Genomic DNA, 14,694 nt, shown 5'->3' with positions numbered 1-14,694 from the left:
TCAGGACGATAGCCTTTATCGCAAGCGTCGCCTCAAGAACAGCATCGCCATGGTGCTCAGCTGTGGCGCCACGGCGTTCGGCCTGTTGTGGCTGGTGTGGATTCTGCTGACCACCATCGTCAACGGCTTCAGCGCCCTCAACGGTGCGCTGTTCACCCAGATGACCCCTCCGCCCGGCATGGCCGGCGGCCTGGCCAATGCCTTTTACGGCAGCGTGCTGATGTCGGGCCTGGGCTTGCTGATCGGTACGCCCATCGGCCTGATGGCCGGGGTCTGGCTGGCCGAGTTTGCTCGGTTCAGCAAGCTGGGCACGGCGGTGCGTTTCATCAATGACATTCTGCTGTCGGCGCCGTCCATCGTGCTGGGGCTGTTTGTCTACACCGCGGTGATCCTGCCGATCAACGCCGTGACCAACCACCAGGTCGGCTTCTCCGCCATCGCCGGTGCCCTGGCGCTGGCGCTATTGGTGATACCGGTGGTGGTACGTACCACGGATGAAATGCTTCAGTTGCAGCCCTCGACCATGCGCGAAGCAGCCCTGGCCCTGGGCGTGCCACAGTGGAAACTGACCCTGCAGATCGTTCTGCGGGCGGCCAAAGCGGGTGTGGTCACGGGCATCCTGCTGGCGCTGGCACGCATCACCGGCGAAACCGCACCGCTGCTGTTCACCGCGTTCGGCAACCAGTTCTGGAGCAGCAACCTGCTCAAGCCGATCGCCAGCGTACCGGTGGTGATCTTCCAGTACGCCATGAGCCCCTTCGATGACTGGCACGCCCTGGCCTGGGCCGGCGCGCTGGTATTGACCCTGTTTGTCCTGCTGCTCAGCTTGACGTCCCGACTGATCCTTTTGCGTAATAGGTCCGCCTGATGACTCTCAGCCAAAAAATTAGCGCCAACACGCTTGCCAACGAACGCACCAAGATCAAGGTCAAGGGCCTGGAGTTCTTCTACAACGGCCACCGTTCGTTGAAGTCCATCGACATGGACATTCCCGAAAAACGCATCACCGCGATCATCGGCCCATCCGGCTGTGGCAAGTCGACCCTGCTGCGTGTGTTCAACCGCATCTATGCGATGTACCCCAAGCAGGAAGCCAAGGGCGAAGTGCTGCTCAACGGCGAAAACATCCTGGCCCCGGGCTACTCCATGAACCGCCTGCGCAGCCAGGTGGGCATGGTGTTCCAGAAGCCGGTGCCGTTCCCGATGTCGATCTACGAGAACATCGCCTACGCCGTGCGCCACCAGGAAAAGCTCTCGCGCCGGGAAATGGACGAGCGCGTCGAGCAGGCACTGCGCGGTGGCGCGCTGTGGGACGAGGTCAAGGACAAACTCAAGCAGAGCGCCCAGAGCCTGTCCGGCGGCCAGCAGCAGCGTCTGTGCATCGCCCGCACCATCGCCCTCAAGCCCCAGGTGCTGTTGCTGGACGAACCGACCTCGGCCCTCGACCCGATCTCCACCGGCCGAATCGAGCAGTTGATCACCGAGCTCAAGGAACAGTTCACGGTCATCATCGTCACCCACAATATGCAACAGGCCGCGCGGTGCTCGGATTACACCGCGTTCATGTTCATGGGCGAACTGATCGAGCACAACGACACCGACATCATTTTTACCAAGCCGGGCAAGACCCAGACCGAGGATTACATCACTGGGCGGTTTGGTTGATTTGAGCCTGCACAGCCTACCGAACATTCTCCGACGTCATGATCTGCAACGGCACCCTCACCCTGTGACGTGCCGGATCGAACGCCTGGCCATCCTGCAACTGCACCAGCAACGTCACCAGCGCTTCAGCCACCTGGCGTGGCTGGGAGTCCACCACCAGCGTGATCAGGCCATCGCGCAGCGCCTGCCGGCTCAGCTCGGTGGACTCCAGCAACACGCTGCATAGCGCCGGGCGCTCGGGCAGTTGCCGCAGGGCACTGATGATCCCGTCGCCACCACCGCCCACCACGCACAGCCCACGCAGGTCATCAAACCGGCTGATCAACTCCAGGGTGGCTTCTTCGGTAACGTCATTGTTGTCCAGGTTGATCACCGGCTCCAGCACCCGCAAGCCGGGTGCATGGGTCTGCAAGTAAGCGCACAGGGCTTCGACCCGTCGCTGGTGGCCGATGAAGCGGTGGCCGCCCAGCAAGATGCCGATGCTGCCCTGACGCGAAGGGCAGGTGTGGGCCAGCAGCCAGCCCATGGTGCGGCCGACTTCAGCGTTGTCCAGGCCCACGTACGGCTCGGCGCTGTCTTCTTCGATTTCCGAGAGCAGCGCCACCACCGCCGTGCCATCGGCCCGCGCCTGTGCGATGGCGTCGCTGACCTGCGGGTGGGCGAAACTGACCACCGCCAGGCCATCGCACTGGCCGGCCATAGCACGGATCTGCGCCGCCACCGCCGTGGGGCTGCGGTCGATCACGTAGTCGAAATGACAGCTCAGGCTGGCGTTCTGTTGACGTCCCGCAGCGGTGCTGATGGCCTGGGCCAGGTTGGCGTAGAAGGCCTGGGCCGTGCCCAGCAGCAAGATGCCGAAGCGGTAGCTGGGGCGCTGTTCACGGATGCGCTGGCCGATCAACCGCGCGGCGAAGTAGCCCACCGCCGTGGCCGACTGAAACACCCGGTCGGCGGTCTCGGCATTGACCGGCGCCCGGGCATTGAGCACCCGGTCCACGGTGGCCACGCTCAGGCGCGCATGTTCGGCCACGGTGGCAATGGTAGGACGTTTATTGTTCATGACCCTTCTCCGGGAGGGCTGGCTGAAAAAAGCGCGTGATAGAAAACTATCAAGGCAATGCTGCACTGGATGATAGCTTGAAAGGGATTGGATTCAAGGGCTTGAGGCCCCTGCGACGGCTCTCTATATTTTGATGGCAGCAACCGCACTCAATCATAAGAACAAGTTGGCGGAGAATACCGATCATGTCCCATGAATCACCTCCCGGCACCCGTCGAGATTACAGCCTGACCGGCCCCGAAGCGGCCCATGCCCTGCAAAACGGCCTGGCCTCGGCCACCTGGTACCAGACCCCTGTCCCACGCAAGCGCCTCAAGGAACTGATGCAGCGCCGCGACGGCCCGGCCCTGCGCGACACCGCATTGTGGCTATTGGGCCTGGCCCTCAGCGGCTTTGCCGGTTACTGGTTCTGGGGCTCGTGGGCCTGCGTGCCGTTTTTCTTCGTCTATGGGGTGTTCTACGGCACCGCCTCCAACGCCCGCTGGCACGAGACCGGCCACGGCACGGCCTTCAAGACCCGCTGGATGAATGACGTGGTCTACCAGTTGGCCAGCTTCATGGTGATGTTCGAGCCCCACGTCTGGCGCTGGAGCCACGCCCGGCACCACACCGACACCATCATCGTCGGGCGCGACCCGGAGATCGTCGAACAGCGTCCGCCCAGCCTGAGCTTGATGGTACTGAAACTCTTCGGTTTGCCCCAACTGGTGAACACCGCACGCTCGGTCGCTCGCCACGCCGCCGGGCAGCTCACTGCCGACGAAAAGACGTTCATCCCGCCCTCGGAGTGGTCCAAGGTCTACACCACCGCTCGCGTCTGGTCAGCCATCTACCTGCTGACCCTGGCGGCAGCGCTGTACCTGCACAGCTTCCTGCCGCTGATGTTGATCGGTCTGCCCTCGCTGTACGGCGGCTGGCTGTCCTATATGTTCGGCCTGTCACAACACGTGGGCCTGGCCGAGGACACCCTGGACCACCGCAGCAATTGCCGCACCATCTACATGAACCCGCTGCTGCGGTTTCTGTACCTGAACATGAACTACCACCTGGAGCACCACATGTTCCCTATGGTGCCGTACTACGCCCTGCCGCAATTGCACGAGGCGGTGCGCGAGGATTGCCCGCCGCCGTATCCGAGCCTGTTCGCTGCCTTCAAGGAAATCATTCCCGTGGTGATCCAGCAGCGCAGGGACCCGACGTATTTCATTCGCCGGCCGGTGCGCCAAGCCCCGCCCTGCGAAGCCCGCAGCGAATCCGAGGCGCTGGCCGACTGAGACTGGCGCCACGCTGCAGCCCTTTTCCAATCCAACAACAAGAGAACAGATCATGAGCGATCAATGGGTAGACGTGTGCGCGGTCGATGACATCGACGAAGAAGACGTCCTGCGGTTTGACCACGGGCAAAGCACCTACGCGGTGTACCGCTCGGCCGATGACGAGTTCTTCGCCACCGACGGCCTGTGCACCCACGAAAAAATTCACCTGGCCGACGGCCTGGTCATGGACCACGTCATCGAGTGCCCGAAACACAACGGCCGTTTCGACTACCGTTCGGGCAAGGCCCTTGGCGCACCGGTGTGCGTCAACCTGAAAACCTATCCGGTGCGGGTCGAAGCCGGCCGCGTCTACCTGGGGCTCGGCGCCTGAGCACGAGGGGAATGACATGAACGCTGCCAATGCTCCAATGGTCATCATCGGTGCCGGGCATTCGGGGGGCAGGGCGGCCATGACCCTGCGGGCCGAGGGCTATGAGGGACCGCTGCTGTTGATCGGTGACGAAGTGCATCCGCCTTACGAACGGCCGCCGTTGTCCAAGGGCATCCTGCAAGGCGCCACGGACCTCGCCGGCTGTACGTTCTGCGATGCTGCACAGCTGGCCGAGGCCGGTATCGAGCATTTAGTGGGCAACCCGGTTGCCCGCCTCGCTGCACAGGACCACCAACTCGTGCTGCAAGACGGTCGTGCGCTGCTGTACAGCAAGCTGCTGCTGGCCACCGGCGGCCGCGCCCGACGGCTGCCGATGGCACCGGCCGCCTTGGCCAACGTCCTCTATTTGCGCACCCATGACGAAGCCCTGGCGCTGCGCGACCAGTTGCAGCCCGGCGCCCGCCTGCTGGTCGTGGGCGGTGGTTTCATCGGGCTGGAAGTGGCCGCTACTGCACGCTTGCTGGGCTGCGCGGTGACGTTGGTGGAGGCCGGTCCACGCCTGGCGGGGCGCGCCTTGCCGGCGCAGATTTCGGACCGCTTGTTGGCGCTGCACCGCGAACGAGGCGTCGATGTGCGCCTCGATGTCGGCCTCGAACGGCTGCTGGGCAGCCCTCAGGTGGACGCGGTGGAATTGACCGATGGCCAGCGTATTGCCTGTGACCTGGTGGTGGTCGGCATCGGCATGCAGCCGAACACGGAGCTCGCGGCGGCGGCCGGGCTGGAGGTAGGGCAAGGGATCCGCGTGGACGACCAATTGCGCGCCAGTGCACCCGACATTTACGCCGCCGGCGACGTCTGTGAGTTCCGTCTGCACCCGGCGGGGGAGTACCAGCGCCAGGAAACCTGGCGCAACGCCGAGGCGCAGGGGCGGCATGCGGCCTTGAACATGCTCGGTGCCGGGCTGCCGTTTGCCGTGATCCCGGGCTTCTGGTCCGATCAGTATGACTGGAGCCTGCAAACCACCGGGGTGCTCGCCGGCAGCCTGCATACGGTCAGTCGCAGCACGGCGGGGGATGGTCTGCTGATGTTCTACCTCGACGCCGAACAACGCCTGCAAGGCGCCTGCGGCTGGGGGCCGGGCAACAGCGTGGCCAAGGATATCAAGCTGTGCGAACGCCTGATCACGGCAGGCCCGGTGTTGCGCACCGATGCGCTGGCCGACCCGGGCCAACCACTCAAACAATGGCTACGGGGGTGATATGCGCGAATTTCTGGTGTTCCAGTCCATGTGGGCCATGCAAAACCATCAAGGCCAGCTCCAGCAGCCGTTGGAAGCGGTGCTGGAACAGGTGGCTGCCGCCGGGTTCGATGGCGTGGCCGATCATTTCTGGCAGCCCGAGCCTTCCCAGCGGTTGAGCCGGGCCGCCAAGGCCTGCGGGTTGCAGATCGAAGGTCAGGTCTTCCCGCGCACCCGCGATGACCTGGCGGCGGCCATCGACATAGCCGTGCGCCACGGTTGCCATCACCTGACCCTGCAGGCCGACGTGCGCCCCCGCACCCTGGCCGACGCCATCGAACTGGTGGAAGGCTGGCAGCGCCTGGCCGAGCAGGTGGACTTTCCGATCCTGCTGGAAACCCACCGCAACCGCCTGACCAGCGACCTGTTCTTCACCCTCGACCTGCTCGCCGAGATGCCTGACCTCAAGCTGCTGGCAGACCTTTCCCACTACGTGGTCGCCCGGGAGTTTCCCGACCCGGCCAATGCCGAAGACGATGAGCAGATCCAGACCATCCTGCAACACAGCTGGGGCTTTCATGGCCGCGTGGCCAGCAGCGAGCAGGTGCAGGTGCCCATCGGCTTTGCCCAGCATCAGGGCATGGTTCAACGTTTTCTCGGCTGGTGGCGCTACGGTATCGAAGACTGGCTGGCGCGGCCCCACGTGCCCGGTAGCCTGTCGTTCACCTGTGAGTTGGGCCCGCCGCCCTATGCAATCACCGACGCCCAGGGGCATGATATCGTTGATCGCTGGGCCGAGGCCTTGATCCTCCAGCGCTTGATTCGGAACATTTGGGCGGAGGTCAGCGGGTGTCAAAATATTATGAAATAGATGTTAACAATTCGTAATAACTCCTGATAGCATAAGCGCAATCGATATGTATTCGTATTGCCAGGGAGGCTCCTCATTGACTTTGGTCTGGAACCTCCCTGCATGGCCCTTCGATTTCCTTCCCGCCCCTCTTTGCTGGCCTTGTGCTGCTCGGTCAGTTTCACCGCTTATGCCGCTGCCGACACCCTGGAGCTGGGTGCCACCGCCATCAATGCCGATGCGGTGAAGCCCAGCACCAGCACTTCTCCCCAAGCCTATGCCGGCGGCCAGGTCGCCCGGGGCGGGCAGATGGGTGTGTTGGGCAACAAAGACAATATGGACGTGCCGTTCACCCTGACCAGCTACACCTCGAAACTTATCGAGGATCAGCAGGCCGAAAACGTCGGTGATGTGCTGCTCAACGACCCGTCGGTGCGCGAGTCGTACGGCTACGGCAACCAATCTCAAGTGTTTGTGATTCGCGGGCTGCCGCTGGCCAGTGACGACATTTCCTACAACGGTCTGTACGGCGTGCTGCCTCGGCAGATCATTTCCACCGATGCGTTGGAACGGGTGGAAGTGTTCAAAGGACCGAACGCCTTCATCAACGGCATCAGCCCCACCGGCACGGGCCTTGGGGGCAGCGTCAACCTGGTGCCCAAGCGCGCCACCGACGAGCCGATCCGCCGCTACACTCAGGACATCAGCACCGATGGGCGCATTGGCGAGCATTTGGACCTCGGTCAGCGCTTTGGCGAAGACAATCGCTTCGGCGCGCGGGTGAACCTGTCGCAACGTGAAGGTGATACGGCGATCGACGACGAGTCGCAACGCTCCAAACTGTTCACGGCCGGGCTGGATTATCGCGGCGACAACTTTCGCGTGTCCGGAGACTTCGGCTATCAGCGGGAACACATCAACGGCCTGCGCAACTCGGTACAGCTGGGCGCCGGCCTGACTGGCATCCCCCATGCCCCAGACGCCAGCCACAACTATGGCCAGGACTGGACCTACACCGACACCGAAGACACCTTCGGCATGCTGCGCGGTGAATGGGACCTCAACGACAACTGGACCGCCTACCTGGCCGGTGGCGCCAAGCACACCCGCGAGAGCGGAATGTATGGCACGCCGACCCTGACCAATGCCAGCACCGGTGCGGCCACCATCGCCGGTTCCTACATCCCCCATGAAGAAGACAACACCACGGTCATGGCCGGGATCAACGGCAATGTGCAGACCGGTCCCGTGAGCCATCAGCTGAGCGTGGGGGTGTCCAGCATCTGGACCGAGCAGAAAAGTGCTTACGCGTTCTACAACAGTACCGGCACCACCAACATCTACCACACCCCGGACCTGGCCAAACCCACGGACGCTTACTTGACCGGTGGCGATCTGAACGATCCCGGCACCACGGGCAAGACCCGCAACCGCAGCATCGCGGCGTCCGACACCCTGGGTTTCTTCGACGACACGGTCCTGGTCACGGCGGGCCTGCGACGCCAGCAGCTGCTGGTGGAAGGCTACAGTTATGACGGCGTTTTCTATAACGGTGCACAACTGGCCGGCGATGGCACTCGCACGTCGATGTACGACAAATCCGTCACTTCGCCGGTCTACGGCATCGTCTACAAGCCGACCGACTTCATCTCGCTCTATGCCAACCACATCGAAGGCCTGGCCCAGGGCCCGAGCCCGACGGCCACGGCCTTGAACGCCAGCCAGACCTTCGCCCCCGGCCGCACCAAGCAGAGTGAAGCCGGCATCAAGCTGGACATGCAGACTTACGGCGCCAACCTGGCGGTGTTCCGCATCGAGAAGCCTACCGACGGCTACCTTGATGCCGCCAGCAACCTGTATTTGCGCGACGGCACCCAAGTCAACCGCGGGGTCGAGCTCAGCGTGTTCGGCGAACCCATCCACGGCCTGCGCCTGATGGCCGGCGGCACGCGCCTGCAGTCCGAACTGCAGGACACCGCCGGTGGCACCACTGACGGCAACCACGCCATCGGCGTGCCGACCTTCCAGCTCAATGCCTCGGTGGACTGGGATGTGCCAGGCTTGCCAGGGGTGGCCCTGAACGGCCGCATGTTGCGCACTGGCGGCCAATACGCTGACCAGGCCAACACCCTCAGCCTGCCGACCTGGAACCGCTTCGATGCCGGCGCCCGTTATAAATTCAAGGTGGACCAGAAGGACGTGACCTTGCGCGTCAATGTCGAAAACATCGCCGACAAAAGCTACTGGGCCTCGGCCAACGGCGGTTACCTGACCCAGGGCGATCCGCGTCTGGTGAAGTTCTCCGGCACCGTGGACTTCTGACGGGGCGGGTGTCGAGCCACAAGGAGGCGCGGAAGAGATTCATCGCGGGGCGAAAAAAGCAGGCTATTTTGCTTACAATACTTCCCCGATCACCCCGCGCCACCGTATGGCTGCACCCGGACAAGGAACTTGCCTCCATGGCTTCCCCAGACAAACAGCAAAAGCGTGCCCAGCGGGCCAAGATCAAGGCCAAGCAGAATCGCGTGGGCAAGGCCAAGGCGAATGTCGTGCACCCGGTGCTGGCCAACCCGCTGATCAACGAGCCCTTCGACGACGTCGATATCGACCTGAGCACCTTCGACTTCAAGGACATCGAGGAAAACGGCTTCGACCCGGCCGATTACCACGATCTGTTCGAAATGATGAAGTTCGGCGAAGGCATCAGCCTGCTGGCGATGTGCGTGGTGTTCCTGCAGTTCCCGGTGCTGGTGCTGGTGGTATCCGAGGAAGAGGAAGAGCCTGCTACCGACTTCATGATGGGCTTGCTGATCACCTATCGCGCGCTTTATCACGACGAAGAAGAAGACACCGCCGTGGACTGGATCGGTAGCCAAACCTTCCAGTGCGCTTATGTCGAGGCCTCCAGGATCCTGGAGCTCAAACATGCGCGCAGCGTCCGTGACTGAGAGGCCAGCCGAATGAGCAAGCTCAATGCGGCGGCACAATCCACAAGGGCTCACGTATATTAAGCCGACCTCGCCCGGCCCCGACCCGGGCGAACGACATTGACCCCCGCCAGGACGCTCAGTATGCAGCTCGATATTTTTCAGGTAGACGCTTTTTCCTCCCACACCTTCGGCGGTAACCCCGCCGCCGTCTGTCCACTGGACGCGTGGCTGTCGGACGCCACGCTGCAACGGATCGCCGCCGAGAACAACCTGTCGGAGACCGCCTACTTTGTGCGCAACGGCGAAGTGTTCGACCTGCGCTGGTTCACCCCGACGGTGGAGGTGGACCTGTGCGGCCACGCCACCCTCGCGGCCGCCTGGGTGCTGTTCGAGCAGTTGGGCGAACAGCGCGAGACCCTGCGCTTTTCAACCCGCAGCGGTGAACTGCGGGTACGCCGCGACAACGGTCGTCTGGCGATGGACTTCCCGGCCCGGCAACCCGAAGCCGTGGCCGTCCCGCCGGGTCTGCGCGAGGCCCTCGGCCTGGCGCATATCGAAGCGCTGTACCGCACGGATGATTACGTCGTGGTCGTGGAGGATGAGGCCATCGTCGCCGCCCTCGAACCCGATTTCACGGCCTTGGCGACCTTCGACGTCCGCGGCATCGCCGTGACCGCGCCGAGCGCGCACTACGACTTCACCACTCGCTGGTTCGGCCCCAATGTGGGGGTCAACGAAGACCCGGTCACCGGCTCGGCGCACACTTCGCTGGCGCCTTATTGGGCGCACCGACTGGGCAAGCGCAGCCTGACGGCAGAGCAGGGCGGTGCACGCAAAGGGCAGCTGTATTGCGAGGTGCTGGATAATGGCCGAGTGATCATCAGTGGTCACGGGGCGCTGTACCTGCGCGGGGCGATTTATATCTGAGGCACCGCCGCTGCGACATGCAGGCTCATCCGAGGGTGGGTTCTAGGGTTGCCAGCCCGTGTATTGGCTGGCATTGCGTCCCGTGAGCCAGCTTGTGGGTGCGGTACCTGGATCATTGGGTAAAAAATCAGTACCGCCTGCAATCGGGCCATGCAGTGTCAGACATCCAGAAACACCGCCATCACCCACACCACTATCGCAGCGCCAATCAGCCCCAGCAGGTCGCAGGTATCAAACGAACTCTGCAGCAAGCTGCTGTCGAGCAACGGATGACCTGAAGCGATCGAGAGCGTCTGCAGCAGGACAAAGCCGCCGATGAGCGCGAGTGCACAAGCTAGTAGGGTCGCCATGGCTTCTCCGTGAACGGTGGCGGGCAGATGACGGGGAGTAGACCTGAATTCATTAACTTTTTTTCATCTGTTTTTTCAATTTTCTGTATTGAGAAATCAGATAGCGCACGATGGGTGGGATGAATGAAGGCCAGGGCAGAAGCCTGCCTGGGGGGCAAATGTGAAATGGAGATGACATTCTCATCACATTTTTTTCAACAAGCGTTACTTATTCTCCAACCGCTCCGTTAAGTTTCACCGCCCGCTACCCCCCATCGCGGGCATTTTTTTGTGTGAATACCGGCGTGCTGCCGGATTCGACTCACTGGCCGGGTTCCCCCCCATCAAAGAAGGCGCTAGCCAGAGCATGAACTCCTACGATTCAGAACACCTGCGGTTGCTCAACCTGATCGAAGCCCGGCGCTGGTCAGAGATCGGCCAGGACGATCTTCACGCGCTAAAAGTACTGATGGTCTGCAATTACGTCGTGCTCACCGATTCAACCGGCAAAGACCCGGTCATTACCCTCAACCCGGAAGGCCAGGACTACTTTCAGCATTTGTCCCGGCTCAAGTTGCAAAACCCCGGGCTGGTCGGCGTACAGGCTGCAAGCTGACGGCGTGCCCCAGCGGTCATCCGAGCCTGCGGGCCGCTTCGATTATTTGCACTTTTCCATGGCCACCCGGCACGTACCCGGCGTCCCGCCAGAGCGCCGCGCGTAGGTCCAGCATTCGTTCATTGCCTTTTGCCGAACCGCGCTCAGGCTGTCCGCCCAGGCCAGCCCGCCCTCGCCGCGGGTGGGCACAGCTTCGGCGTAGCACTTGGCGCCCGAAGGACCGCTGGAACAGCCCGCCAGCAGCAACAACGGCAGGGCGAGCAAAACGGGCATTGCCCGGCGGGTGGTCGAGCGCAGGAGGGATCGGGTCATTCCAGTGTCCGTAAGGCAAGCAACGTCGGCATCTGGCGGCAGGCCAGACATGAACCGGCCATTATGAGCGGTGCCAAGCTCTAAGTGCATGTAAAGAAAGATGAATTTTACTCAGCCTCAGGCGTGTGCCTGTCGCCGCCTGCCGATCAAGCCACCGAACATGTTCAGCAGCAGCCCGACGACAATCACCGCCACGCTGCCCACTTGCGCCACCGACAGCGTCTCGCCCAGCAGCGCCGCCGCACTGGCCAGGCCCACCACCGGCACCAGCAACGTCAACGGCGCAACTCGCCAGGTCTCGTAGCGCTTGAGCAAGTTACCCCACACGGCATAACCGTAAAGGGTGGCAAAAAACGCCAGATACACCAGTGACAAGGCGGTCTGCACGGACAGGTTCACCAAGCTGTGTTGAATCACCTCGGGGCCCTCGAACAGCCACGAACACAGAAAGAACGGAAGGACCGGAATCAGCGCGCCCCACACCACCAGCGACATCACCGGCGTCGGGTATTTTGTCGCAATAACTTTGTTGCTGATATTGCCCAGACTCCAGGACAGTGCGGCCCCCAGCGTCAACAACAGCGGCAGCAGCGGCAACGACTCGCCCTGCCGGGAACCTTGCCCGGCCTGGGCCAGCAGCAACATGCCGACACCCGCCACCAGCATCCCCGCCAAGTGATACCACTTGAGTTTTTCCCCCAGCAGCACGCCGGCGAAGAGCATCGTGAAGAACGCTTGGGCCTGCAACACCAGTGACGCGATGCCCGCTGGCATGCCCAATTTGATCGCCAGAAACAGAAAGGCAAACTGACCAAAGCTGATGGTCATGCCATAAGCCAGCAGCCATTTGAACGGTACCTGTGGCGGTTTGACGACAAACACCGCAGGGACCGCGACCAGTGCAAACCGCAGCCCGGCCAGCAAAAACGGCGGCATGTCGTGCAGGCCCACCTTGATGATCACAAAGTTGAGGCCCCAGGCGATCACGACGCTGAGGGCAAGCAGCCTGTCTTTGAGCGGCATTGATAGATTCCTTGTAATACGGAGCCAGTGGCACCGGGAGGGTGATGACCGGGCGTGATTCTGGCGGTCACAGCGTTTTTGTGACAGGCACACATGCCGTGAATCGAAAGGATACAGATGGCAGGCGGCATCACTGCACGCGCGCTGCGCTGCCCAGCAGCAGCACCTGCTGCAACGCACCATCCGCCTCCACCAACTGTACCGGGGCCGTGCCACCGGGCATCTTCACCTTGACCAGGCCTGCCTTGATCCAGCCTGCTGCCCAGGCCGCGCAAGCCACCGCGCTGGCGCTGGTGCCGGACGACGCGGTCGGCCCTTCGCCACGCTCGAACACCCTGGCCTCGATCTCGTCAGGCGCCGTCAGGCGAGCCCATTGCAGGTTGATGCCGGCGGGGCAGGGGTCGCCGCTGCCCGCGCTGTCCTCGGCAAATGCAATGGCTTGAAGACGTTGATGCAGGCTCGCCGCGAAGATCGGCAGTTCGTGGGTACCGCCCAGCAGCGTCACGCAATGGGGGTTGCCGATGCGCACCATCACGCTTTGAGCCCACTGCGAATCGACCTGTACCAAAGCGGCTACCCGGCTGACCTCGCGGCCGTTGAACACCGCAGGGCTGACACGGGCAGGCCCGGCATCGACTGCGAGAGGGCCAAAGCTCGGGGCGCCCAGATCGAGCCAGAAACCTGCGGGCGCCGGTCGCAGAAAGACCGACGCCGGGGAGTGGGCCTTGTCGTGATGCACGCGCAGGGTAAAGGTGCTGCCTGCGTCCACCCTGGCCGTGTCGGCAAGAAACTGGGCAAAGATCGTCAAGCCGTTGCCGCTGCGTTCGGCCAGGGTCCCGTCGGTATTGACGATCAGCAGGTCAAAGGGCGCAGCGTCCTGAAACGGGCCGACCAGCAGGCCATCACAGCGATGGGGCTTGGCACCCTCGGGGCGTTGGTTCGAGGGCCAGGTGCAATGGGCAGCGATTGCCGGGTACGCCCAGCCTTTGTGGGTCTGCGCGGCCTGTTCGGCATGGGCCGGCAGGTCGATACCCTGTTCGCGCAACGCATGGGGGGTGATGACGGCGTAGCGGTTGCCGCGGACGTCGTAGAGGGGCGTCATGGTCGGTCCTTCGAGTGGCGTGTGGTGTCACTTTCACTTCACTGATAGGAATAGGCAAGGCTTGCAGATGAACCGGCATAGGTCTGTCAGTGGCGGCTGACTACCATGGGCGCATACCCTGTTCAGAGGCGCTCCCCATGAATTCCAGCAAAACCTTGTTCATTACCGGCGTCAGCAGCGGCTTCGGTCACGCGCTGGCACAAGAGGCGCTGGCCGCCGGGCACCGCGTCATCGGCACCGTGCGCAACGCCGCTGCGTTCCAGGCGTTCCAGGCCCTGTCGGCGGAGCGCGCCCACGGTGTCTTGCTGGACGTCACCGACTTCGCGCGGGTCGACTGCGTGGTCGCCGCTGTCCAGGCCGAGCACGGGCCGGTGGACGTGTTGGTGAACAACGCCGGCTACGGTCACGAGGGCATCTTTGAAGAGTCGCCACTCGAGGCGATGCGTCAGCAGTTCGAAGTCAACGTCTTCGGCGCGGTGGCGGTGACCAAGGCCTTCGTCCCCTATTTTCGCGAACGGCGCGCCGGGCATATCCTCAACATCACCTCCATGGGCGGCACCATCACTCTGCCCGGCATCGCCTACTACTGTGGCAGCAAGTTTGCGCTGGAGGGGATCTCCGATACCCTGAGCAAGGAGCTGCAGCCGTTCAACATCTTCGTCACGGCTGTGGCGCCGGGATCGTTTCGCACGGACTGGGCCGGGCGCTCCATGCAACGCACGCCGCGCAGCATCGCCGACTATGACGCCAGTTTCGATCCGATCCGCCAGGCGCGCGAAAACAAGCACGGCAAACAGCTGGGGGACCCGCGCAAGGCTGCCTTGGCCATGCTGCAGGTCATCGCCAGTCCGACGCCGCCCGCCCATTTGTTGTTGGGCAGCGATGCACTCACGCTGGTGCGCGACAAGCTGGGCCAGATGGCCCGTGACAGGGATCAATGGGAAGCGCTGAGCCGGTCCACCGATGGTTGAACGTCCGGCAAAGGGGAAGACTGTG

General features: G+C 63.0%; 16 protein-coding genes. 11 read left to right on the top strand and 5 right to left on the bottom strand.

Going from position 1 to position 14,694, the window contains the following annotated elements; genetic code table 11:
• The first annotated feature begins 49 nt into the window (after positions 1-49).
• Together pstA and pstB are read left to right on the top strand one after the other, a co-directional pair.
• The gene (pstA, locus tag HB675_RS13080) at positions 50-868 is read left to right on the top strand and encodes a phosphate ABC transporter permease PstA (RefSeq protein ID WP_218626551.1); all 819 of its coding nucleotides are present in this window, start codon (positions 50-52) and stop codon (positions 866-868) included.
• A gap of 17 nt (positions 869-885) precedes the next feature.
• Positions 886-1,665 (top strand): phosphate ABC transporter ATP-binding protein PstB, encoded by a 780-nt coding sequence (gene pstB / locus HB675_RS13075; RefSeq protein ID WP_213878830.1) that lies wholly within the window; start codon positions 886-888, stop codon positions 1,663-1,665.
• A 16-nt stretch (positions 1,666-1,681) separates the two neighbouring features.
• Here pstB and HB675_RS13070 read toward each other — a convergent pair whose 3' ends face one another.
• Positions 1,682-2,725: a LacI family DNA-binding transcriptional regulator gene (locus HB675_RS13070; RefSeq protein WP_213878745.1), complete on the bottom strand. Its 1,044-nt coding sequence runs from the start codon at positions 2,723-2,725 to the stop codon at positions 1,682-1,684.
• A gap of 185 nt (positions 2,726-2,910) precedes the next feature.
• Here HB675_RS13070 and HB675_RS13065 point away from each other — a divergent pair, with 185 nt between their 5' ends.
• From HB675_RS13065 to HB675_RS13035, 7 genes are all read left to right on the top strand, one after another.
• Positions 2,911-3,999, top strand: a complete 1,089-nt coding sequence (locus HB675_RS13065; RefSeq protein WP_213878744.1) for a fatty acid desaturase family protein — start codon at positions 2,911-2,913, stop codon at positions 3,997-3,999.
• Between the two features lie 52 nt (positions 4,000-4,051).
• Positions 4,052-4,372: a MocE family 2Fe-2S type ferredoxin gene (locus tag HB675_RS13060; RefSeq protein ID WP_213878743.1), complete on the top strand. Its 321-nt coding sequence runs from the start codon at positions 4,052-4,054 to the stop codon at positions 4,370-4,372.
• Positions 4,373-4,388: 16 nt separating this feature from the next.
• A complete protein-coding gene (locus HB675_RS13055) occupies positions 4,389-5,630 on the top strand; it encodes an FAD-dependent oxidoreductase (protein ID WP_213878742.1) in 1,242 nt (413 codons plus the stop codon).
• Between the two features lies 1 nt (position 5,631).
• Positions 5,632-6,480 (top strand): TIM barrel protein, encoded by an 849-nt coding sequence (locus tag HB675_RS13050; RefSeq protein WP_213878741.1) that lies wholly within the window; start codon positions 5,632-5,634, stop codon positions 6,478-6,480.
• A 102-nt stretch (positions 6,481-6,582) separates the two neighbouring features.
• A complete protein-coding gene (locus HB675_RS13045; RefSeq protein WP_213878740.1) occupies positions 6,583-8,781 on the top strand; it encodes a TonB-dependent siderophore receptor in 2,199 nt (732 codons plus the stop codon).
• Positions 8,782-8,918: 137 nt separating this feature from the next.
• A complete protein-coding gene (locus tag HB675_RS13040; RefSeq protein ID WP_213878739.1) occupies positions 8,919-9,407 on the top strand; it encodes a hypothetical protein in 489 nt (162 codons plus the stop codon).
• A 123-nt stretch (positions 9,408-9,530) separates the two neighbouring features.
• A complete protein-coding gene (locus HB675_RS13035) occupies positions 9,531-10,316 on the top strand; it encodes a PhzF family phenazine biosynthesis protein (protein ID WP_213878738.1) in 786 nt (261 codons plus the stop codon).
• A 158-nt stretch (positions 10,317-10,474) separates the two neighbouring features.
• Here the strand turns inward: HB675_RS13035 and HB675_RS13030 are convergent, their stop codons facing one another.
• Entirely contained in the window at positions 10,475-10,666 is a 192-nt protein-coding gene (locus HB675_RS13030) for a hypothetical protein (protein ID WP_213878737.1), read from the bottom strand.
• Between the two features lie 346 nt (positions 10,667-11,012).
• Here HB675_RS13030 and HB675_RS13025 point away from each other — a divergent pair, with 346 nt between their 5' ends.
• A complete protein-coding gene (locus tag HB675_RS13025; protein ID WP_213878736.1) occupies positions 11,013-11,261 on the top strand; it encodes a hypothetical protein in 249 nt (82 codons plus the stop codon).
• Positions 11,262-11,303: 42 nt separating this feature from the next.
• Here HB675_RS13025 and HB675_RS13020 read toward each other — a convergent pair whose 3' ends face one another.
• The 3 genes from HB675_RS13020 to HB675_RS13010 form a co-directional block, all read right to left on the bottom strand.
• Positions 11,304-11,573 carry a hypothetical protein gene (locus tag HB675_RS13020; protein ID WP_213878735.1) on the bottom strand — a complete coding sequence of 90 codons (270 nt, stop codon included), beginning with the start codon at positions 11,571-11,573 and terminating at the stop codon, positions 11,304-11,306.
• A gap of 117 nt (positions 11,574-11,690) precedes the next feature.
• Positions 11,691-12,596 (bottom strand): EamA family transporter, encoded by a 906-nt coding sequence (locus HB675_RS13015; protein WP_213878734.1) that lies wholly within the window; start codon positions 12,594-12,596, stop codon positions 11,691-11,693.
• Positions 12,597-12,726: 130 nt separating this feature from the next.
• Positions 12,727-13,698 carry a diaminopimelate epimerase gene (locus tag HB675_RS13010; RefSeq protein ID WP_213878733.1) on the bottom strand — a complete coding sequence of 324 codons (972 nt, stop codon included), beginning with the start codon at positions 13,696-13,698 and terminating at the stop codon, positions 12,727-12,729.
• Between the two features lie 137 nt (positions 13,699-13,835).
• Here HB675_RS13010 and HB675_RS13005 point away from each other — a divergent pair, with 137 nt between their 5' ends.
• Positions 13,836-14,669: an oxidoreductase gene (locus HB675_RS13005; protein WP_213878732.1), complete on the top strand. Its 834-nt coding sequence runs from the start codon at positions 13,836-13,838 to the stop codon at positions 14,667-14,669.
• The last annotated feature ends 25 nt before the right edge of the window (positions 14,670-14,694 follow it).

Origin of the sequence: Pseudomonas sp. dw_358, from assembly GCF_018449655.1 — a bacterium.
Classification (GTDB): Bacteria; Pseudomonadota; Gammaproteobacteria; order Pseudomonadales; family Pseudomonadaceae; genus Aquipseudomonas.
The sequence above is the reverse complement of the archived record's forward strand: the minus strand, read 5'-3'. Positions and strand labels throughout refer to the sequence as shown.

Excerpts from the sequence above, each read along its gene's own strand:
- pstA (WP_218626551.1), top strand. The coding sequence starts at position 50 with ATGGTGCTCAGCTGTGGCGCCACGGCGTTCGGCCTGTTGTGGCTGGTG.
- HB675_RS13070 (WP_213878745.1), bottom strand. The coding sequence starts at position 2,725 with ATGAACAATAAACGTCCTACCATTGCCACCGTGGCCGAACATGCGCGC.
- HB675_RS13065 (WP_213878744.1), top strand. The coding sequence starts at position 2,911 with ATGTCCCATGAATCACCTCCCGGCACCCGTCGAGATTACAGCCTGACC.
- HB675_RS13060 (WP_213878743.1), top strand. The coding sequence starts at position 4,052 with ATGAGCGATCAATGGGTAGACGTGTGCGCGGTCGATGACATCGACGAA.
- HB675_RS13055 (WP_213878742.1), top strand. The coding sequence starts at position 4,389 with ATGAACGCTGCCAATGCTCCAATGGTCATCATCGGTGCCGGGCATTCG.
- HB675_RS13050 (WP_213878741.1), top strand. The coding sequence starts at position 5,632 with ATGCGCGAATTTCTGGTGTTCCAGTCCATGTGGGCCATGCAAAACCAT.
- HB675_RS13045 (WP_213878740.1), top strand. The coding sequence starts at position 6,583 with ATGGCCCTTCGATTTCCTTCCCGCCCCTCTTTGCTGGCCTTGTGCTGC.
- HB675_RS13040 (WP_213878739.1), top strand. The coding sequence starts at position 8,919 with ATGGCTTCCCCAGACAAACAGCAAAAGCGTGCCCAGCGGGCCAAGATC.
- HB675_RS13035 (WP_213878738.1), top strand. The coding sequence starts at position 9,531 with ATGCAGCTCGATATTTTTCAGGTAGACGCTTTTTCCTCCCACACCTTC.
- HB675_RS13030 (WP_213878737.1), bottom strand. The coding sequence starts at position 10,666 with ATGGCGACCCTACTAGCTTGTGCACTCGCGCTCATCGGCGGCTTTGTC.
- HB675_RS13025 (WP_213878736.1), top strand. The coding sequence starts at position 11,013 with ATGAACTCCTACGATTCAGAACACCTGCGGTTGCTCAACCTGATCGAA.
- HB675_RS13020 (WP_213878735.1), bottom strand. The coding sequence starts at position 11,573 with ATGACCCGATCCCTCCTGCGCTCGACCACCCGCCGGGCAATGCCCGTT.
- HB675_RS13015 (WP_213878734.1), bottom strand. The coding sequence starts at position 12,596 with ATGCCGCTCAAAGACAGGCTGCTTGCCCTCAGCGTCGTGATCGCCTGG.
- HB675_RS13010 (WP_213878733.1), bottom strand. The coding sequence starts at position 13,698 with ATGACGCCCCTCTACGACGTCCGCGGCAACCGCTACGCCGTCATCACC.
- HB675_RS13005 (WP_213878732.1), top strand. The coding sequence starts at position 13,836 with ATGAATTCCAGCAAAACCTTGTTCATTACCGGCGTCAGCAGCGGCTTC.